Genomic DNA, 19322 nt, shown 5'->3' on the forward strand with positions numbered 1-19322 from the left:
CCATGCCCGGCGAGCGCAGCGGCTGAACCGATCACGGATCCGGCATCTGCCCCAGGCTCAACTGCCAGGACACACCGAACCGGTCCTGCACCCAGCCGTAGCGATTGCTGAAATCGTAGTCGCCCACCGGCATCAGCCAGTGCCCGCCCTCGCCCAGCACGCGCGCCGCGCGCTCGAACTGTTCGGCGCCACCGCACTCGACGAACAGCGAGATCGACGGACTGAAGGTGAAGTCGTGCACATCCAGGCTGTCGAAGCACAGATAGTTGGTGCCGCCGAGCATGAAGGTCGCCTGCCGAACCTGACCGGGCACTCCCGCCCCTGCGCCGTCGGGATGGCGTTGCAGGGCAAGCAGCCGGAAATCGGCGAACGCCTCGGCGTACAGGGCCAGGGCCGCCTCGGCCTGGCCGGTGAACATCAGGAACGGACGACTGCGCAGCATGGGGTGCTCCAGTTCAGCGGGCCGATGACGGCCCCGCGAACAGGATGGCACGCAGAATGTATGCCCGCTGTAGAGCCAAGCCCACGCTCGGCTGTACGGATCAGGCCTCGCGCATGCGGCGCGCGATCGCACTGCCGGCCGCGATCGTGGCGGTCAGGGCCACCATCGACAGGAACTGCAGGCGCGTATGCGCCTCGCTCAGCAGCAGGCCGAAGATCAGTGCCAGGATCGCCAGGGCGCAGCAGGTCAGCCACGGGAAACCGGCCATGCGGAACGGCAGGCGCGAGCCGAGGCGGTCCGCACGGCGGCGCAGCACCAGTTGAGAAAGCAGCGACAGCGTCCACACCAGCAGGCAGGTCGAGCCGACGATGTTCAGCAGTACCGGCAGCACCTTGTCCGGGAACAGCAGTTCCATCACCGTCGCGGCAAACCCGAACAGTACGCTGGCCAGAACGGCGATCACCGGCACCTGCCGCGGGTCGGTCCAGCCCAGCACGGCCGGTGCCTCGCGGCGCTGCGCCAGCGAATACATCATCCGCGACGCGCCGTAGAGGTTGGCGTTGAGGGCCGACAGCAGGGCGATCACTGCGATCAGCGTGATGGCCGTGCCCGCCCCCGGAATGCGGGCCGCATCCAGCACCGCGGCGAACGGCGACTTCAGCGCTTCGCTGGTCCACGGCACCACGGCGATGATCACGCTCAGCGAGCCGATGTAGAACACCAGGATGCGCCAGGCCACGGTACGGATGGCGCGGGCGATGCTGCGCTCGGGATCCTCGGTCTCGGCCGCGGCAACGGCCACGATCTCGGTGCCGCCGAAGGCGAACACCACCACCAGCAGGGCTGCGCCGATACCGGCCAGGCCCTGCGGTGCAAAACCGCCGTGTGCGGTGAAGTTGCTCAGTCCCGGAGAGGTCACCTGCGGCAGCCAGCCCATCAGCAGCGCGAAACCGATGGCGATGAACGCCAGGATCGCCACCACCTTGAGAATGGCGAACCAGAACTCGAACTCACCGAAATTCCTGACCCCCAGCAGGTTGATCGCGGTGAAGAACAGCATGAACGCCAGGGCGGCCATCGGCACCGGAATGGCAGGCCAGACCGTGGCCAGCAGGCCCGCCGCTCCCACGGCCTCGGCGGCGATCACGATCACCAGCTGTACCCACCAGAGCCAGCCGACAGTCGCCCCTGCCGTGGCGCCCATGGCGTCGGCGGCATAGACCGAGAACGCGCCGCTGGTCGGCTTGGCCGCCGCCATTTCGCCCAGTGCGTTCATCACGATGATCACCAGTGCGCCGGCCACCAGGTACGACACCAGCACCGCCGGGCCGGCCGCCTGTACGCCCACACCGGAGCCCAGGAACAGGCCCGCGCCGATGGCGCTGCCCAACCCCATCATGATCAGCTGGCGTGGCTTGAGCGAATGGCCCAGGCGGGAGGGCGAGGCAGGCGTAACGGGGCTGGCGGGCATCGGCAGGAGTGGGCGGCGGCTACAGGGGCGTCACCTTACCCTGTCCCGCGCCTGTGGGGATAGGCACAGTGCAGCAGGCCGCTCAGGCCAGCGCCGGCTCGCCGATGCGGGCGCGGTAGGCGCGCGGCGAGAAACCGGTTTCGGCCTTGAACTTGCGGGTGAACGCGCTCTGGTCACTGAACCCGCAGGCCTGGCCGATGCAGGCGATGCTGTCGTCGCCATGCAGCAGATGCATGGCCATCTGGATCCGCAGCCGCGTCAGCACCTGCTGCGGGGTCATCTGGAACACCTTGCGGAAGCTGCGCTCCAGCTTGGACAGCGAGAACCCGGTGATGTCCAGCAATGTCTGCATGCGCACGTTCTCGGCGTAATGCGCGTTGAGATGGGCCAGGGCCAGCCGCAGCTGCTCGTACTGGGTTCCCAGGCTGTCCTTCTGGCCCAGGTCGCGCGAGATGCCGATCAGGCCCTCGATGCTGCCGTCGACCACCAGCGGCCGCTTGCAGGTCAGGCACCAGCCCGGCTCGCGGTTGGCGAACAGATGCAGCTCCATCAGGTTCTCGATCACCTCGCCGGACAGCACGCGTGCGTCCTGGTCGACATAGTCCGCACTGAGGCCGGTCGGGTAGATCTCGGCCGCGGTACGCCCGATCACGTCCTTGCGCGCGCGCAGGCCCAGCCGCCGCAGCATGGTCTGGTTGACGTGGGTGTAACGGCCCTGGCGGTCCTTGATGAAGAACAGCACGTCCGGGATGGCGTCGAACAGGGCTTCGATGTCGGCGGGCTCGACTCGCATGCGCCAAGCATAGCCGAGGCGCCCTTGTCCGCGCGATCACCTGCGCGGGACCGGGGCTTAACGTCTGGCGCGCGAGGGTAGAGGTTGACTTCCCCGCTACAGGACCTGAACCCATGGCCGCCAGCAAGCCCTCCGGCAAGCGCGCACCCGCCCCCTCCCCCGACCATCGCCGTGGCGACGGCGACGAACTGCACCTGCACGCCGGCGGCACGCACCCCCCGATGACCACGGCCCAGGGCATCCCCGTCGCCGACAACCAGAACTCGCTGCGCCAGGGCCCACGAGGCCCCACCCTGCTGGAGGACTTCATCCTCCGCGAGAAGATCACCCACTTCGACCATGAGCGCATCCCGGAGCGCATCGTGCATGCCCGTGGCAGCGCCGCCCACGGCTATTTCGAACTCACTCACTCGCTGGCCAAGTACACCCGTGCGCGCATCCTTGGCGAAGTCGGAAAGAAGACTCCGGTGTTCACCCGCTTTTCCACCGTGGCCGGCGGTGCCGGGTCGGTCGACACCCCCCGCGACGTGCGGGGTTTCGCGGTGAAGTTCTACACCCCTGAAGGCAACTGGGACCTGGTGGGCAACAACATCCCGGTGTTCTTCATCCAGGACGCAATGAAGTTTCCCGACCTGGTGCATGCGGTGAAGATGGAACCGGACCGCGCGTTCCCGCAGGCAGCGAGCGCGCACGACACGTTCTGGGACTTCATTTCGTTGATGCCCGAATCGATGCACATGATCATGTGGGCGATGAGCGACCGCGCCATTCCACGCTCGCTGCGCATGATCGAAGGCTTCGGCGTGCACAGCTTCCGCCTGTTGAACGAGGCCGGCGACTCCACCTTCGTCAAATTCCACTGGCGGCCGAAGCTGGGCATCCAGTCCACGGTGTGGGACGAGGCGTTGAAGCTGCAGGCCGCGGACAACGATTTCCATCGGCGCGACCTGTTCGAGGCGATCGAGCGTGGCGACTTCCCCGAATGGGAACTGGCGGTGCAGCTGTTCACGGAAGAGGAGGCTGATGCATTTCCGTTCGATCACCTGGACCCGACCAAGATCATTCCCGAATCGCTGGTGCCGCTGAAGGTGATCGGGCGCATGGTGCTGGATCGCTGGCCGGACAACTTCTTCGCCGAAACCGAGCAGGTGGCCTTCTGCCCGGCCAACGTGCCGCCCGGCATCGACTTCAGCAACGACCCGCTGCTGCAGGGCCGGCTGTTCTCCTACCTGGATACCCAGCTGATCCGCCTGGGCGGACCCAACTTCCACCAGATCCCGGTGAATGCGCCAAAGTGCCCGTTTGCCAACCACCAGCGCGATGGGCATATGCAGATGCAGGTGCCCAAGGGCCGCGTGGCCTACGACCCCAGTTCGCTGGAGGACGACAGCCCGCGCGAGACACCGGCCGGATTCCGCAGCCATGCCAGCGCGGATGACGGCCGCAAGGGGCGCACGCGTGCCGAGAGCTTCGCCGACCATTACAGCCAGGCACGGATGTTCTTCCGCAGCCTGGAAGCACCCGAGCAGGCACATCTGGCCTCGGCACTGGTATTCGAGCTGTCCAAGGTGGAAACGCTGAAGGTGCGGGTTCGTACCGTCAGCCACCTGCGCAACATCGACGAAACCCTCGCGCAGCGGGTAGCGGAAGGACTGGCGCTGCCCGCCCTGCCCGACCCGGCGCCCACTGCTACGCCGGCACAGGACATGCCCCCCGCACCGGAAGTCCGCGTGATCGGCCGCAACAAACCCACCCTGCAAGGGCGCTGCATCGGCATCCTGTTTGATGAAGGCTCCGATGCCGGTGTCATCAGCAGCCTGCGCAAGGCCGCAGAGAAGGCCGGCGCCGCGGTGAAGCTGGTGGCTCCCAAGGTGGGCGGCGCCACCCTGAGCAACGGCAAGCTGCAAGCGGCCGACGGGCAACTGGCGGGGACTCCATCGGCGGTGTTCGATGCGGTCGCGATCGTGCTCAGCGAGGAGGCCGGCAAGCGGCTGTCCAGCGACAGTGCGGGGCTGGAATTTGCCAGCACCGCGTGGGCACACCTGAAGGCCATCGGCAGCGATGAAGGAGGCCGGATGCTGCTCAAGGCGGCGCGCGTGGGCAAGGATGCAGGCATCGTCGACGCGGGCGATGCCGGCGCTTTCCTCGCCGTCGCCGCCACCCGCCAGTGGGCCCGCGAACCGAAGCTGCGGCAACTGGCCTGACGGCCTCACCCCCATCGCCTGCAAGGAGACGTGTCATGCCCCGTGGAGACAAATCCGCCTATACCGACAAGCAAAAGCGCCAGGCTGAACACATCGAGGAAAGCGAGCGCGAGCGTGGTGCCAGTGAAAGCACCGCCGAACGCATCGCGTGGGCCACCGTGAACAAGCAGGATGGCGGAGGCAAGCGCAGTGGCAGTGCCCGCAAGGGCGCCAAGAAGACTGCGAAGAAGGCGGCGAAGAAAGCACCGGCAAAGAAGGCCGCAACGAAGAGCACTGCGGGAAAAGCACCGGCGAAGAAGGCCGCAAAGAAGACTGCCGCGAAGAAAGCGCCCGCGAAGAAGTCCACCGCCAGCACGCGCAGTGCGGCCGCGAAGAAGGCAGCGGCAACCCGGGCGGCAAAGAAGGCGGCACGCTCGACCGCCGCGAAGAAGGCCGCGCGGACCCGCGCAGGCGGTTGAGATGCACCCGGCAGCGCAGCGGGCACACGATGCCTGCGGCCCTGCACGGTGACGTGGCGCACGCCGGGCAGCATGAGCACCCGGAGGCGCCACGGCTCAGTCAATCGCCGGCCCGGCCCTTGGGCGCGGGTGCCGCCACGGCCACCGCCTGCAGCTTGCGCACCGCAGCGATCGGAATCGCTTCGGCCCGTCGCTGCTGCGGCCACCAGACGAACAGGAATGCGCTGCTGGAGCCCAGCAGGCGCGCGGTGCCAGGCAAGGGCGCCGCGTCGCCGTTCAACTGCAGGCGGATCACTTCCCCACGTCCCTCGTTGCGGATCTGCTGCCCCCGCACCTGCACGTAGTTGGCCGCGCCGATGGCCATGAAAGCGGCCACGGCCAGGGTCATCGCCGTCAGCGGCCGCAGACCTACGCCCTCCCAGCTGGTCAGTACCGAGCGCATGAGCACCGCCCGCCATGCCCAGTTGCGTGCGCGCAGTTGCTCGAGCTTGGCCGCATTGCGCATCCGTAGCGTGTCCGGCCAGCTCACCAGCAGCACCAGCAGCACGCCCGCAGCCAGCAGCAGTGCATAGGCCGGGTCACGGATGCCGGCCACCAGGAAATCGCTGGGCTGCAGGTAATCCAGAATCGACAGCTCGAATCCCCGGTAGAACCAGAAGCTGCACCACAGCCCCAGCAGCGACAGCAGCAGATAGGCAGTGGTGAACAGCAGTGCCGGCTCACGGCGCATGCGGGACAGCGCCTGCATCACCGCCGAGTCATCATCACCACGGGTCAGCGGCAGCATCGACCAGTCGGTCGCTGCTTCCGGCTCCGGTGGCGCCGCAGCCACCTCGATGCCCTGCACCCGCGGCACATCGCCATAGGTCCCTTCCGGTTCCCTGTTGTCCATGCCCGCTCCCCTTTTCAGCGAGCATCGCCGAAAAAGGTGGCGCGCGGTAGACCACCGGCCTGCGGCATACTCCACGGTGCCGCAGGGCGCAGAGCGGAGGAAAGGGCCATGAAACGATGGACTGGCATGTTGGGGCTGCTGGCGTGGCTCTGCGCCGCGTCACCGGCCGTTTCCGGCAATGCGCGGGCTCCCGCCGCGCCAGCGGACGATGTGGGTACCGCGCAGGCCGTCGCACAGGCTGAAGCGCGTGGCCGGCAGATGTTCGAGCACGACCTGGCGGCCGAGCGCGCAACCGACGCCCTGCTCGAACAGGGCATGCGCGGCGACACCCGGGTAAGGGGCTGGATAACCGAACAGCGCGGCAGCCACTACGAAGTCAGCATGATCGGCGACGGCGCAGTGGTCCTGTATAGGGCCGCCACCGACGCGCAGGGAAGGATGACCGGCGCAACCGAGACTCTGGATGTTCCAGCGGCGCCAACGACCTACCAGGCCGGCGCTGCCGCCGCACGGGCGCTGGCGTTGAACAGCGCCTTCGACGCCTGCGCGCAGACCTACAACAGCGTGGTTCTTCCGGCGCCCGGTACGGCCGCCGATGCGTGGACGGTCTACCTGCTGCCCGCCACCACCGATCCTGCCGTAGTTCCGCTGGGCGGCACGCATCGTCTCGACATCGCCCGCGGCCGGATCGTCTCCCACCGCGCCTTCACCCACAGCTGCATCCAGCTGAAGCGTGCGCCACCCGGTGCGGCGATGTTCATCACCCATCTGCAGGACCCGACACCGACCGAGATCCATGTGTTCTGGAGCCTGTGGGCCCGCTCGCCGCTGTACGTCTCCACGGGTAAGGACGTGATCTGGAAGATCGAGGACGGCCGCATCCGCCGCATGCAGGACTGACCGGCCACCACGCGCGAACACGTGGCGGCCCGGGCCTGCAGGCGGCTGCCGACGGTCAGGCCGCGCGTGCTGCCACCGTGCGGACTGCACCGCTCTGCTCGATATGGAACACCGCGACCGACGCGGTCAGCGCATTGGCCTGCTCTTCCAGCGCGCGGCTGGCGGCAGTGGCTTCTTCCACCAGTGCGGCATTCTGCTGGGTCACCTGATCCATCTGCACCACCACCTGATTGACCTGTTCGATGCCGGCCGCCTGTTCCTTGCTCGCCGCAGCGATGTCACTCATCAGCTGGTTGGTGCGTGCGCTGGCCTGTGCCAAGCGGGCAATGGCTGCTTCCGACTCGACCGTAACCGCCAGACCGCTCTGCACCTTGCCTGCCGCCTCTTCGATGAGTTCCTTGATCTCCTTGGCGGCGATGCCCGCACGCTGCGCCAGCGTGCGCACTTCACTGGCGACCACGGCAAAGCCGCGGCCCTGCTCACCCGCGCGGGCAGCTTCCACCGCAGCGTTCAAGGCCAGGATGTTGGTCTGGAAGGCGATGCCATCGATGACCGTGGAGATTTCCGAGATGCGCGCCGAGGACTGATCGATCTCTCCCATCACAGATGCCATCTGTGCCATTGCCTGTTCGGTGGCCCGCACCGCCGCGCCGGCAGCGTGTGCCTCGCTGTCGGCCTGGCGGGCCAGCTCGGCATTCTGGCGGACGGTCGAGGTCAGTTCTTCCATCGATGCCGCCGCTTCTTCCAGGTTGGCGGCCTGCTGTTCGGTACGGCGCGACAGGTCGCTGTTGCCGGCGGCGAGCTCCTGCGCGGCAGTGTTGATGCTGTCGGCAGCGTCCTGGATGCCGCGCACGATGCCGGTCAGCTGGGCTGTGGTGGTGTTGGCATCGTCGCGCATGCGGGCGAACACGCCGTCGTAGTGACCGTCCATGCGCGCAGTGAGGTCGCCCCCGGAGACCGCGCGCAGCACATCGGAGACGTCGGCGATGCTGGCCTGCGAACTGGCCATCATGCCGTTGAGCTGCTCGACCATCGCCCTGAACTGATACTGGAACGCACTGGCATCCCCACGCACGCTGAAATCTCCGGCGCGCGCCGCGCGGACCAGGTCGTCAATCTGGGTGTTGACTGCCAGCAGGCTCTGTTTCACTGCGGCCAGGGTGCGGGTCAGCGTACCCTTCTCGCCGGGATAGTCCGGAAGGTCGCGGCTGAGGTCGCCGATGGCATAGCGCTGCATGACCTCGGCCATCAGCAGTTCCACCTGCACGTGTGATTCCACCAGGCTGTTGGTGGCCTGCACCATGCGCCCGAAATCGCCCGGAAACGCGCTGGCGTCCATGCGGTAGCGGATCGCACCCGCCTCGTGCTGCTCGGCCATGTGCATCTGCGCCCCGATGGCGGCCTGCACGCTCTGCCGCACGCTGGCCATCGCCTCGCCCAGCCGGGTCAGCTCGTCACGGCCGCCGAGGCGGAATTCCTGGTCCAGCTGGCCCTTGGACAGGCGCTCGGCCAGGTTCACCGCGCGTGCCAGCGGACCGGTCAGGCTGCGACCGATCATCACCGAGGCGGCAATGCCGACCAGCAGGGCCACGCCTCCCAGCACCAGCAACTGCAGCAGACTGCGTTCACCCAGGCGGATCGCCTCGGCGGCGGCCTCGCGGCTTTCCTTCTCTTCGAAGTCGACTCCCTCGGACAACGCCTTGTTCCAGCCGTTGGCCGCTTCCTGCACCGGCCCCAGGGTCAGTGCCACGGCAGCGGGGTAGTCGCCCTGCTCCATCAGTTCGCTGGTCTGCTTGTTGAGCGGGCGCGCAAGGGCGCGCTTGGCCGCGATGGTTTCAGCGATGGCCTTGCCCTCTGCATCGCCCGGCAGGGCCTGATAGGCGGACCAATCCGCCTCGTAGCGCTTGACCAGGTCGGCAATGCGCTTCTCGTCGCTGCCGCGCTCTTCGCCCTGGCGGATCAGCATTTCGCGGCGCACTACCATCATCTGGTTGTTGGCATCGAGCATCTGCGACAGCAGGCGTACCTTGGCCACACTGACGTCGACCACCTGCTGCATCGCGCGCTTCTGCACGACACTGGCGGTGGCGCCGGTGGCCACCACCGCGGCGACCAGCAGCAGCAACAGGCCAAAGCCCAGCCCAAGACGCCAGGCAACCCTGACATTCCTCAAGTAATCCATGGGTACATCCAAAACGGGGGGATGCGCCCGTATCGGCCGCGCCACCGGCAATCTTGATCGGCAACAAGCACCGGCGTCGGCAGCCGTTCACCTTGGTGAGGCCCCGCCCCGTACTTCTGCGACAAGGGCCTGAGCCACGCCGGGGCTGCCCTGCTCATGCCGGCATCAGGTTGCTTTCACGGAGGCTGCGCAGCCTCTGCGGGCAGGGTGGAGCTGCCATCTGCCGGAGATCTTCATGCCCGTGTACCGCCCCGCCCTGCTCGCCCTGTCCTTGCTGGTGTCGCCCGCCTTCGCGCAGGTACCGCCGCCGGCCCAGCTGCCGGAGCCCATTGCCGAGAAGGCCGGACCCGATACAGCAGCCCGCTCGCCGCTGCACGCCCAAGTGTTGCTGGATCGCGCCAATTTCTCCCCGGGCGAGATCGACGGTGAAGTCGGCAGCAACCAGCATCGGGCCGTGGCCGGCTTCCAGGCGGCACACGGCCTGACGGTGAGCGGAGAGCTGGACGACAGCACCTGGGAGGCTCTCCAGGCCGAGACGATCGCGCCGCTGGCCAACTACACGCTGACGGCCGAGGATGTTGCCGGTCCGTTCCAGTCCATTCCCAAGAAACCCGCCGCACAGGCAAAGCTGAAGTCGCTGGGTTACAGCAGCGTCGAGGAAGCGCTCGGTGAACGCTTCCACGCGTCCCCTGCCCTTCTGAAGTTGCTCAACCCCGGCGTCGATCTGGCCAAGGCCGGCAGCCGTATCCAGGTGCCCAACATCGCCCCCGCGGCATTGCCGAAGGCGGCGAAGATCGTGGTCGACAAGTCCGATTCCACTCTTCAGTTGCTGGATGCGCAGGGCAAGGTGATCGCACAGGTGCCGGTTTCGTCCGGCAGCCAGCACGATCCGCTGCCGATCGGTGAATGGAAGATTCTCGGCGTCCATCGCGACCCGCCGTTCCACTACAACCCCAAGCTGTTCTGGGATGCGCGCAAAGGCGAGAAGAAGGCCACGCTGCCGCCCGGTCCGAACAATCCGGTCGGCCGGGTCTGGATCGATCTGTCCAAACCCCACTATGGCCTGCACGGAACGCCGGTACCCGGGCATGTCGGCAAGACTGAATCGCATGGCTGCGTGCGCATGACCAACTGGGATGCACTGCGCGTGGCCGATGCGGTGGATACCTCTGTCCCCGTGGTGATGCAGGAGTGAACCGATGCGACTTTCGCAGTTGATCGTGCTGGGCGTGCTGGTGGGTGTGGGAATGGGCTGGTGGCTGCGCCGCGATGCGGGTGAGCCAGTAGCGGTTGCCCGGCCTGCAGCACCACCTGCGGTGGCTGCGGCGCCGGAGGTTGCGGCTGCGACGCCGCGTGTGGGCGCTGCGGCTCCCACGGCGGTGCCGCCGTCCAGCGCCACCGATGCGGCAAGCGGCCTGCTGCTGCCGGTGCAGGGCGTACTGCCTTCGCAGCTGCGCGATACCTTCACCGATGCCCGCAGCGAAGGGCGCGTGCATGATGCAATCGACATCATGGCCGACGCAGGAACTCCGGTGCTGGCAGTGGCCGATGGGACGGTGGAAAAGCTGTTCGACAGCAAGCGTGGGGGGCTGACGATCTACCAGTTCGAGCCGAGCGGGCACTGGTGCTACTACTACGCCCACCTGCAACGCTATGCCGATGGCCTGGCCGAAAAGCAGGTGATCAAGCGTGGCGAGGTGATTGGCTACGTAGGCAGCACCGGCAACGCCAGCGCCGAGGCCCCGCACCTGCATTTCGAAGTGCACGTGCTGGGGCCGGAGAAGCAGTGGTGGAAGGGGGAATCGATCAATCCGTACCCGCTGTTGCAGGCGGGAGGGTAGCGCGTGTGCCGCGTGGCAGAGCCAGTCGCAGTGATGCCCGATTTGGGCACGATCCTAGCCGTATTGGGTATCTGACAAGTACCCCGCCGGGCATGGCCCGGCCTACCGGCGTCGCCACCGCCGCAGCGCGATGCTGGCGGTCGCCAGCCCGCCACCGGCAAGCAGTAACAGCAGTGCCAGGGGCTGCCAGAAGAAGAACGGCCACAGACCTCCAGCACGGTCAGCCGCAGCCAGGAACGCCCGCGCGGACGTGCGTCGCCGCGCCCATAGCCGAAGTACGAGGCGGCAATTCCAGCGGACTCAACCGATTCCAGCACGGGTGATGCCGGAGCCCGGCACGCCCGAACGCGCGCCAGCGTGGAAGTCAGTCTGAAGCGCGTGAACCCACCCGATACCTCGCCAGATGGCGAGGCCAGGCATCGCACATGCGGAAGGGGGTCAGGCCGGCCTGACTTCTCTGCAGACCAGCTCGGCAAGTTCGCGGCAGGCGAAGAACAGCCCTTCCACCCCACCTTCGTCCAGGTGCCTGCGCGGCGTCGCCATGGTGGCGCAACGGTTGGCCGCATGCAGCATCTCCACCGCGGTGAGGATGCCCACGGCCGCACGGTCGATCCGCGCCAAGGACTGACGTCGTCCGTCGGACAGGTTCTCCTCCGGCCACAACATGCCATCGGAGCCCTCGCCATCACGGATGCGGGTGAGGCAGCCCTGGAACGTGCTGAGATCGTCGGCGGGATTGGCGTCGTCGTTGATGGGCTCAACAACATGGAACGGCGGGGTCTTGCGAGCGGTCATGGTGTCGGCTTCCGTGGCTGCACTTGACAGCGCCACCGCCGACAGATGAAACCGGCCCAAACTGAAGCGCCGCGACCCCACAGGGAGTCGCGGCGCTCTTTTTTCAATTGAACAGCGTTACCACCACGCCAGACATGGCCCGGCGCTACCTCAGGCGAACGGATCCTGCAGGACCATGGTGTGGTCGCGATCGGGGCCGGTCGAGACGATGCTGATCGGGCAGCCCGCCAGCTCCTCCAGCGAACGCAGGTAGGCGCGCGCGGCCGGCGGCAGGTCATCCCATTGGGTGATGCCGTGGGTGTTCTCGCTCCAGCCCGGGAACTCCAGGTACACCGGGGTGCACTCTTCCCAGCCCTGCGCGTCCAGCGGCGCGTACTCGGTACGCTTGCCGCGGTATTCGTAGGCGATGCAGACCTTCAGCTTCTCCATGCCGTCCAGCACGTCCAGCTTGGTGATGCACAGGCCGCTGATGCCGTTGATGGCCACGGCGCGCTTGAGCGCGACGATATCCATCCAGCCGCAGCGGCGCGGACGGCCGGTCGAGGCGCCGTACTCGGCACCGCGGTCGCGGATGCCCTGGCCGATCTCATCGTCCAGTTCGGTCGGGAACGGACCGCCGCCGACGCGGGTGGCATAGGCCTTGGCGATGCCCAGCACGTAGTCGATCGCATCGGCACCCACGCCGGCGCCGGCCAGTGCGCCGCCGACGGTGGTGTTGGAGCTGGTGACGTACGGATAGGTGCCGTGGTCGATGTCCAGCAGCGCGCCCTGCGCGCCTTCGAACAGCACGCGCTTACCCTGCTTGCGCAGGTCGTGCAGGATGCCGGCGACGTCGGACTTCATCGGCTCGACGTACTCGCCGAAGGCCAGTGCCTCGTCGTAGGTCTTCTGGAAGTCGATCGCGTCGGTGTTGAGGTACTTGGTCAGCACGAAGTTGTGGTAATCCAGCGCGGTGCGCAGGAGTTCTTCCAGCTGCTTGGGGTAATGCAGGTCGGCGATGCGGATGCCGCGACGTGCCACCTTGTCTTCGTAGGCCGGGCCGATGCCACGCCCGGTGGTGCCGATCGCCTTGCCGCCGGCAGCGCGTTCGCGCGCCTGGTCCAGGGCGATGTGGTACGGCATGATCAGCGGCGCGGCCGGGGAGATCTTCAGGCGCGAACGCACTTCCACGCCGGAGGTTTCCAGCTCGGCGATTTCCTTCTGCAGCGCGGCCGGCGAGATCACCACGCCGTTGCCGATCAGGCACAGTGCGTCGTCGCGCAGGATGCCGGACGGGATCAGGTGCAGGACGGTCTTCTTGCCGTTGATGACCAGCGTGTGGCCGGCATTGTGGCCGCCCTGGAAGCGCACGACCGCGCCGATTTCCTCAGTGAGCAGATCGACGATCTTGCCCTTGCCTTCATCGCCCCACTGGGCACCCAACACTACGACAGACTGACCCATGACGGGCTCCTCGATTTGTTGCGGCCATCGGGGCCGCGGACGGGTAAACCGTGGCGGGGGTGGCCAGCGCGGTCATGGCGGCTCCAAACGGGGAGCGGCCGGCGATGGATGGCCCAGACACGGAAAAAGCCGAACGGGGGAGGCCCGTCCGGCTTTTGTGCATTATCCGGGTTTCCGGGGTCGGGTGCCACCTTTCCGACGGACGGCTTCACCCAGCGGTCAGGGGCCCGAAACGGGGTCAGATCCCTTTCCTGCGGAAAGGAACATGACCCGCTGCTAATGCCGTGCCCACCACAGCAGGCTCAGGCCGGCCAGCAGGATCAGGCCGCCAAAGCTGCGCAGGGCCGGTCCAGGCAGGTCCAGCAGGCGCTCGGCCATGCGCTTCCAGGCCAGCGGGGCCGCGAACAGGAACAGGCCTTCCAGCACCGCGACCAGGCACACGGCCGCGAACAGGTCTTTCATCGGGAACTCCAGAAATGGCACGGGGCCCGGCATCTGGCCGGGCCCCGTGGGTAGTGCGTGCGACCTCAGCGATCGCTCTTGAGGTACTGCAGGAACGGGTCGTTCTTGTCGAGCACGATCACGCCGTTGCCGTCGGTCATGGAGCCACGGTAGGCCTCCAGGCTGCGGTAGAAGGCGTAGAACGCCGGATCGGCAGAACCGGCCTTGCCATAGATGCGCGCGGCATCGGCATCACCTTCACCGCGCAGGCGCTGGGCATCACGCTCGGCTTCGGCGATCAGCACGGTGCTGTCGCGGTCGGCCTGGGCGCGGATCGTCAGCGACTGTTCCTCGCCTTCGGCGCGCAGCTTGGCGGCCTCCTGCTTGCGCTGGGCGCGCATGCGCTCATACACGTCGTTGATGACCTGGCTGTCGGTCGGCAGATCGACCTGCTTGATGCGCAGATCGATGATCTGCATGCCCAGCCCCGCCACCGCCTCGTTGATGTTCTTGCGTTGCTCGTTGATCAGCTCGGTGCGGTCGCCGGACACCAGCTGCTGCAGGGTGCGCGAGTTGATCTGGTTGCGCAGCGAGTCGGTGATGATCGGTGCCAGGCGGGCATTGGCGATGCGCGGATCGCCGCCGGTGGCGCGGAAGTAGTCACCCACGTTGGAGATGCGGCCGATCGCGAAGAAGTCGACGCTGACGTCCTTCTGCTCGGCGGTGAAGTAACGCGCAGGGGCGGTATCAAGCACCTGGAAGCGGCGGTCGAAGACCTTCACCGTTTCCACGATCGGCAGCTTGAAGTGCAGGCCCGGCTTGATGTCCGAGCGCACCACCTTGCCCAGGTTCAGGACCATGGCGGTCTGGTCCTCGCGGACCACGTACACCGAGCCCAGCAGGCCCAGCACCACCGCCACGATCACGGCGATCCAGATTGGACTCTTCATCGGCTGCCCTCCTCACGGCCGCTCGGTCGCCCGGTCGGGCGGCCTGTGGGCCGGCCCGGGTCACGGGAAGGTTCCGCTGCCGTGGTACCCGGCAACGAAGGCATCACCACGTCCGGATTCGGCACGCCGGAGGCCGACGTCGCAGGACGGGTATCGCCGGTCATCGGCACGTAGATCAGCTGGCGGCCATCGCCGCCGATCACCTTGCGGTTCTCGCTCAGCACCTGCTGCACCGTTTCCAGCCACAGGCGCTTGCGGGTCACGTCCGGCGCATCCTTGTACTGGGCCTGCAGCAGGCTGAAGCGCTGTGCATCACCCTCGGCCTTGGACACCACGGCCTGCTTGTAGCCTTCGGCGGTGGTACGGGCGCGCGAGGCCTGGCCTCGTGCTTCCGGCACGACCTTGGCAGCGTAGGCCTGGGCTTCGTTGATCAGGCGTTCCTTGACCTGCTGCGCACCGTTGACCTCGTCGAAGGCCGGCTTCACTTCCTCCGGCGGACGGGCGTCCTGCAGGGTCAGGCCGGTGACGGTCAGGCCGGTCTTGAACGCGCGCAGCAGCGCCTGCAGGCGCTCCTCGGCAGCCGCGGCCAGCGGTCCACGGTTGTTCAGCACGGCGTTGAGATCGGCACGGCCGACTTCCTCGCGCACGGCACTCTGGGCGGACTGTTCCAGCACCTGGTTGGCATCGACCGTGCCGAACAGGTACTGCTGCGGATCATCGATGCGGTACTGGACGTTCAACGACACGTTGACGATGTTCTCATCGCGGGTCAGCACCGGAACCTGGATCGAGAAGGTCTTGATCTCGGTCGCGTTGACCTTGGTGACCGACTCGATCGGCCACGGCAGCTTGAAGTTCGGTCCGGGCTGCAGGATGCGCGAGAACTGGCCGAAGCGCAGCACCACGCCACGCTGCTGCTCGCCGATCAGCTGGAAGCTGGAGAACAGCACCAGCAGCACCAGGGCTGCCACCACCCAGCGGACGATGCCGCCATCGAACAGATCCTTCAACGGCCCGGGCAGCCCGCCCCAGCCACCACCATTGCCACCGCCGCGCGACCCGAACGGCCCGCGTCGATTGTCCTCGGGGCCTTGTCCGCCCTTGTTGCCGCCGGGTGTATTCCAGGCCATGCACGCTCCATCAAGATATGGGCTGCGGCGCGGGCCCTTCCCGCGGCGCCAGCCGTGAACCATCACCGATCATACAAGATGGGGCGGATCGGCAGGATCGAAAGGGGGCGAACGGGGTAAGGTGGCGTTTTCCTCGAAGTCAGGCACGCCGATGGTCCCCACCACCCCGTTCACCGCCTTCCGCATCGAGAGCGACGACGCCGGCTACCGCAGCGGCCTGACCCGGCTGGGGGTCGACGACCTCAACCCCGGGCAGGTGCTGATCCGCGCCCGGTGGTCCTCGGTCAATTACAAGGACGCCCTGGCCGGCACCGGCAAGGGCCGGATCCTGCGCCGCTTCCCGCTGGTGGGCGGCATCGATGTGGCCGGCACGGTCGTGGCCTCCACCGACCCCGCCTGGCGCGAGGGCGACGCCGTGCTGGCCACCGGCTGCGGCCTGAGCGAAACCCGCGACGGCGGCTACAGCCAGTACGTGCGGCTGGAGTCGAGTGCGGTGATCGCGCAGCCGCCCGGGCTCAGCCCGCGCGAGGCGATGGTGCTGGGCACGGCCGGTTTCACCGCCGCGTTGGCGCTGCTGCGCCTGCAGGACAATCGGCAGACCCCGGATCTGGGCCCGCTGGCGGTGACCGGCGCCAGCGGTGGCGTGGGTGCCCTGGCGCTGTCGATCTTCAGCCGCGCCGGCTATACCGTGCACGCCATCAGCGGCAAGCCGGAGCAGGCCCGCTTCCTGCGCGACATCGGCGCCAGCGAGGTTCTGCCACGCGAGGCGTTGGCCGATACCGGCCCGTTGCAGACCGGGCGCTTCGGCGGGGGCCTGGACAATGCCGGCGGCGACATGCTGGCCAGCCTGCTGGCGCAGACCGTGCCCTACGGCAGCGTGGTCAGCGCGGGCCTCGCCGCCAGCCCGAAGCTGGACATGACGGTGATGCCCTTCATCCTGCGTGGCGTATCGCTGTTGGGCGTTTCTTCGGCCAACGCGCCACGCGCCCTGCGCGAAACCGTCTGGGCGCGGCTGGGCGACGACTGGAAGCCGCAGCATCTGCAGCAGATCTGTACGGCGGAAGTCGGCCTGGAGGCGCTGCCGGCGGTGTTCGAGCGCATGCTGGCCGGCGGCTCGCTGGGACGCACGGTGGTACGGATCGACTGAACGTTGCAGGCAGGCGACGGACGGCAGGCGCCGCCCTCCCGCCGGTAATCCGCCCGCACTACACTGCGGGCATTACCTGGGGAACAACATGGCACGCATTCTGATCGTCGACGACTCACCGTCGCAGCTGTTGGGGATACAGCGCATCGTCGAGAAGCTCGGGCACCAGATCCTGACCGCCACAGATGGCGCCGCCGGGGTGGAAGCCGCCCGTGCCGAGCTGCCCGATCTGGTGCTGATGGACGTGGTCATGCCCAACCTCAACGGTTTCCAGGCGACCCGCACCCTCGCCCGCGACGAGGCGACCCGGCACATCCCGGTGATCCTGGTGACCACCAAGGACCAGGACACCGACCGTATGTGGGGCATGCGCCAGGGCGCCAAGGCCTACATCACCAAACCGTTCTCGGAAGATGAGCTGTCCGAGGTGCTGGAGCGGGTGTTCGCCGGGCAGGGCTGAAGCCGCAGCATGCGCGGGTAGCCCCGGGCCATGCCCGGCGAGCGCAGCGGGTCAGGAGCCGCCGGGCATGGCCCGGCGCTACCCCTGGGTTGATTCACCGAGGGCGCTGCACAGGACGTCAGATTGATTCGCCGAAGGCCTTGGCCAGGTTGCGGTATGCCTTCTTCTGCGCTTCGTCGGTGGCGGCCGGGGCAATGATCTCCAGCTCGACGATCTGATCGCCGTCGGGATTGCCCGGCAGGCCGCGGCCGCGCAGGCGAAGCTTGCGACCGGCTTCGGAATTGGCCGGAATCTTCAGCTCCACCGCGCCGCCCAGCGTGGGCACGCTGATGCTGGTGCCCAGCGCTGCCTGCCAGGGCGTGACCTGCAGCGAATACAGGATGTTGCGGCCATCGACCTCGAACTGTGGGTGTGCGGCGTACTCCACCTCCAGCAGCAGGTTGCCACCGTGGTTGCCCTGCCCCGCCAGACGGATCACCTGGCCGGGACGGATGCCCTTGGGCACGCGCACATCCAGCTGCCTGCCGTTGACGGTGATGCGCAGGCTGTCACCGTTGTAGGCGGCCTCCAGCGGCACCGACAGCTTGGCGCGGGTATCGCGGTTGGGTGCATGCCCCTGGCTGCTGAATCCCGCGCCCGGTCCCTGGCCACCGCGCTGGCGGGCGAACAGGCTCTCGAAGAAGTCGCTGAAGCCGCCATTGGGGCCACCACCGCCGAACACTTCCTCGAAATTGAAGCCACCACCACCGTAGTTCGGCGGCACATTGAATTCCTCGCCCGGCCGGTAGCCCTGCGCGCGCAGCTGGTCATAGGCCGCGCGCTTTTCCGGATCGCGCAGCGCCTCATAGGCTTCATTGACCGCCTTGAACCTGTCTTCGGCCCCGGCCTCCTTGCTGACGTCCGGGTGGTACTTGCGTGCCAGCCGGCGGTATGCGGTCTTGATCTCCGCATCACCCGCACTCGGTTCCACCCCCAGGGTGGCGTAGTAATCCTTGAATTCCATCCAGCTACCTCGATTCGCTTCGGCCGCGCCGGTGGCGCCGCCCCGGGTTCATTCTACGCGCCGGCGATGCTACGCCGCCCCTCGTGCGGCCCCGGTGAGGCCGACTGATCCTGCGCAATGCGCCTGCCATCGGCCTGCGCCACGCTGTGGCTGGAACCCTGGCGCGTGCCCCCTGAAGATGGGGCCTGCACGCGGGGTTTCCAATGTCTTGACGCCCCTGTCCCATCCCGTCCACTAGCCTGCCCCAGCAAGGAGTCCATCATGACCATCCATGTCGGCGACCGCATTCCGGAAGTGACCCTCAAGCGCATCCGCGAGGGCATCGAGACGCTCGATACGCACTCGCTGTTCGACGCCCGCAAAGTGGTGCTGTTCGCCGTGCCCGGCGCCTTCACCCCCACTTGCTCCGCCCGCCACCTGCCCGGCTTCGTCGAGAAGTTCGAGGCGTTCCGCCAGCGCGGCATCGAGGTCTACTGCATGGCGGTCAACGATCCGTTCGTGATGAAGGCCTGGGCCGCTGACCAGCACGTACCCGAGGGCCTGCTGATGCTGTCCGACGGCAATGCCGAACTGACCCGCGCGCTGGGCCTGGAACTGGATGCCAGTGCTTCGGGCATGGGCATCCGCTCGCGCCGGTTTGCCCTGTACGTGGACGACGGCGTCGTCCGCGCGGCCTGGATCGAGCAGCCCGGGCAGTTCGAAGTGTCCTCGGCCGAGTACGTGCTGGAGCACCTGCCCACCTGATCTTCCACCGCAAGAGGAAACGGCCA

General features: G+C 67.4%; 19 protein-coding genes and 1 pseudogene. 8 read left to right on the forward strand and 12 right to left on the reverse strand.

The features are described 5' to 3' along the window. Positions 1-31 precede the first annotated feature (31 nt). From ACX9OW_RS10215 to ACX9OW_RS10225, 3 genes are all read right to left on the reverse strand, one after another. Positions 32-442 carry a VOC family protein gene (locus ACX9OW_RS10215; RefSeq protein WP_053519027.1) on the reverse strand — a complete coding sequence of 137 codons (411 nt, stop codon included), beginning with the start codon at positions 440-442 and terminating at the stop codon, positions 32-34. A 100-nt stretch (positions 443-542) separates the two neighbouring features. Then, positions 543-1913: an amino acid permease gene (locus ACX9OW_RS10220; RefSeq protein ID WP_065174823.1), complete on the reverse strand. Its 1371-nt coding sequence runs from the start codon at positions 1911-1913 to the stop codon at positions 543-545. A gap of 82 nt (positions 1914-1995) precedes the next feature. Next, on the reverse strand, positions 1996-2706 hold the full coding sequence (locus ACX9OW_RS10225; RefSeq protein ID WP_053519032.1) for an AraC family transcriptional regulator: 711 nt from the start codon (positions 2704-2706) through the stop codon (positions 1996-1998). Between the two features lie 113 nt (positions 2707-2819). Between ACX9OW_RS10225 and ACX9OW_RS10230 the strand changes: the two genes are divergently transcribed. Together ACX9OW_RS10230 and ACX9OW_RS10235 are read left to right on the forward strand one after the other, a co-directional pair. Beyond that, positions 2820-4910, forward strand: a complete 2091-nt coding sequence (locus tag ACX9OW_RS10230; protein WP_459062234.1) for a catalase — start codon at positions 2820-2822, stop codon at positions 4908-4910. A gap of 35 nt (positions 4911-4945) precedes the next feature. Further along, positions 4946-5368 carry a hypothetical protein gene (locus ACX9OW_RS10235; protein ID WP_262218598.1) on the forward strand — a complete coding sequence of 141 codons (423 nt, stop codon included), beginning with the start codon at positions 4946-4948 and terminating at the stop codon, positions 5366-5368. A 100-nt stretch (positions 5369-5468) separates the two neighbouring features. On the opposite strand, the gene ACX9OW_RS10240 is transcribed toward ACX9OW_RS10235, so the two are convergent. Next, on the reverse strand, positions 5469-6260 hold the full coding sequence (locus tag ACX9OW_RS10240; RefSeq protein WP_459062235.1) for a hypothetical protein: 792 nt from the start codon (positions 6258-6260) through the stop codon (positions 5469-5471). A 108-nt stretch (positions 6261-6368) separates the two neighbouring features. Here ACX9OW_RS10240 and ACX9OW_RS10245 point away from each other — a divergent pair, with 108 nt between their 5' ends. Beyond that, positions 6369-7160 (forward strand): hypothetical protein, encoded by a 792-nt coding sequence (locus tag ACX9OW_RS10245; RefSeq protein ID WP_459062236.1) that lies wholly within the window; start codon positions 6369-6371, stop codon positions 7158-7160. A gap of 55 nt (positions 7161-7215) precedes the next feature. On the opposite strand, the gene ACX9OW_RS10250 is transcribed toward ACX9OW_RS10245, so the two are convergent. After that, a complete protein-coding gene (locus tag ACX9OW_RS10250) occupies positions 7216-9342 on the reverse strand; it encodes a methyl-accepting chemotaxis protein (RefSeq protein WP_459062237.1) in 2127 nt (708 codons plus the stop codon). 235 nt (positions 9343-9577) lie between these two features. On the opposite strand from ACX9OW_RS10250, the gene ACX9OW_RS10255 reads away from it, so the two are divergent. Together ACX9OW_RS10255 and ACX9OW_RS10260 are read left to right on the forward strand one after the other, a co-directional pair. Then, the gene (locus ACX9OW_RS10255) at positions 9578-10537 is read left to right on the forward strand and encodes a L,D-transpeptidase family protein (protein WP_414488319.1); all 960 of its coding nucleotides are present in this window, start codon (positions 9578-9580) and stop codon (positions 10535-10537) included. Between the two features lie 4 nt (positions 10538-10541). Then, entirely contained in the window at positions 10542-11183 is a 642-nt protein-coding gene (locus tag ACX9OW_RS10260; protein WP_065182645.1) for a M23 family metallopeptidase, read from the forward strand. 102 nt (positions 11184-11285) lie between these two features. Here the strand turns inward: ACX9OW_RS10260 and ACX9OW_RS10265 are convergent. The 6 genes and pseudogenes from ACX9OW_RS10265 to hflK form a co-directional block, all read right to left on the reverse strand. Next, positions 11286-11549: pseudogene (locus ACX9OW_RS10265) on the reverse strand (hypothetical protein); the annotation flags it as partial. A 72-nt stretch (positions 11550-11621) separates the two neighbouring features. Continuing rightward, positions 11622-11978 carry a hypothetical protein gene (locus tag ACX9OW_RS10270; RefSeq protein WP_340043882.1) on the reverse strand — a complete coding sequence of 119 codons (357 nt, stop codon included), beginning with the start codon at positions 11976-11978 and terminating at the stop codon, positions 11622-11624. Positions 11979-12128: 150 nt separating this feature from the next. Beyond that, the gene (locus ACX9OW_RS10275) at positions 12129-13421 is read right to left on the reverse strand and encodes an adenylosuccinate synthase (RefSeq protein ID WP_053518619.1); all 1293 of its coding nucleotides are present in this window, start codon (positions 13419-13421) and stop codon (positions 12129-12131) included. Positions 13422-13697: 276 nt separating this feature from the next. Continuing rightward, positions 13698-13883 carry a DUF2065 domain-containing protein gene (locus ACX9OW_RS10280; RefSeq protein ID WP_053518621.1) on the reverse strand — a complete coding sequence of 62 codons (186 nt, stop codon included), beginning with the start codon at positions 13881-13883 and terminating at the stop codon, positions 13698-13700. A gap of 65 nt (positions 13884-13948) precedes the next feature. Beyond that, positions 13949-14812 carry a protease modulator HflC gene (gene hflC / locus ACX9OW_RS10285; protein ID WP_065182643.1) on the reverse strand — a complete coding sequence of 288 codons (864 nt, stop codon included), beginning with the start codon at positions 14810-14812 and terminating at the stop codon, positions 13949-13951. Further along, positions 14809-15942, reverse strand: coding sequence for an FtsH protease activity modulator HflK (hflK, locus tag ACX9OW_RS10290; RefSeq protein ID WP_074899529.1), 1134 nt, complete (start codon positions 15940-15942; stop codon positions 14809-14811). The genes hflC and hflK overlap by 4 nt, the downstream gene beginning before the upstream one ends. A gap of 151 nt (positions 15943-16093) precedes the next feature. On the opposite strand from hflK, the gene ACX9OW_RS10295 reads away from it, so the two are divergent. Both ACX9OW_RS10295 and pilH read left to right on the forward strand, forming a co-directional pair. Then, positions 16094-17089, forward strand: coding sequence for a YhdH/YhfP family quinone oxidoreductase (locus ACX9OW_RS10295; RefSeq protein WP_253118637.1), 996 nt, complete (start codon positions 16094-16096; stop codon positions 17087-17089). Between the two features lie 88 nt (positions 17090-17177). Further along, complete coding sequence (gene pilH / locus ACX9OW_RS10300; protein WP_053518630.1) at positions 17178-17549, forward strand: twitching motility response regulator PilH; 372 nt, start codon at positions 17178-17180, stop codon at positions 17547-17549. 118 nt (positions 17550-17667) lie between these two features. Here pilH and ACX9OW_RS10305 read toward each other — a convergent pair whose 3' ends face one another. Next, positions 17668-18552, reverse strand: a complete 885-nt coding sequence (locus ACX9OW_RS10305; protein ID WP_253118636.1) for a DnaJ C-terminal domain-containing protein — start codon at positions 18550-18552, stop codon at positions 17668-17670. Between the two features lie 261 nt (positions 18553-18813). On the opposite strand from ACX9OW_RS10305, the gene ACX9OW_RS10310 reads away from it, so the two are divergent. Beyond that, positions 18814-19296, forward strand: a complete 483-nt coding sequence (locus ACX9OW_RS10310; RefSeq protein ID WP_065182640.1) for a peroxiredoxin — start codon at positions 18814-18816, stop codon at positions 19294-19296. Positions 19297-19322: the final 26 nt, after the last annotated feature.

This window comes from Stenotrophomonas genospecies 5 (assembly GCF_054473825.1).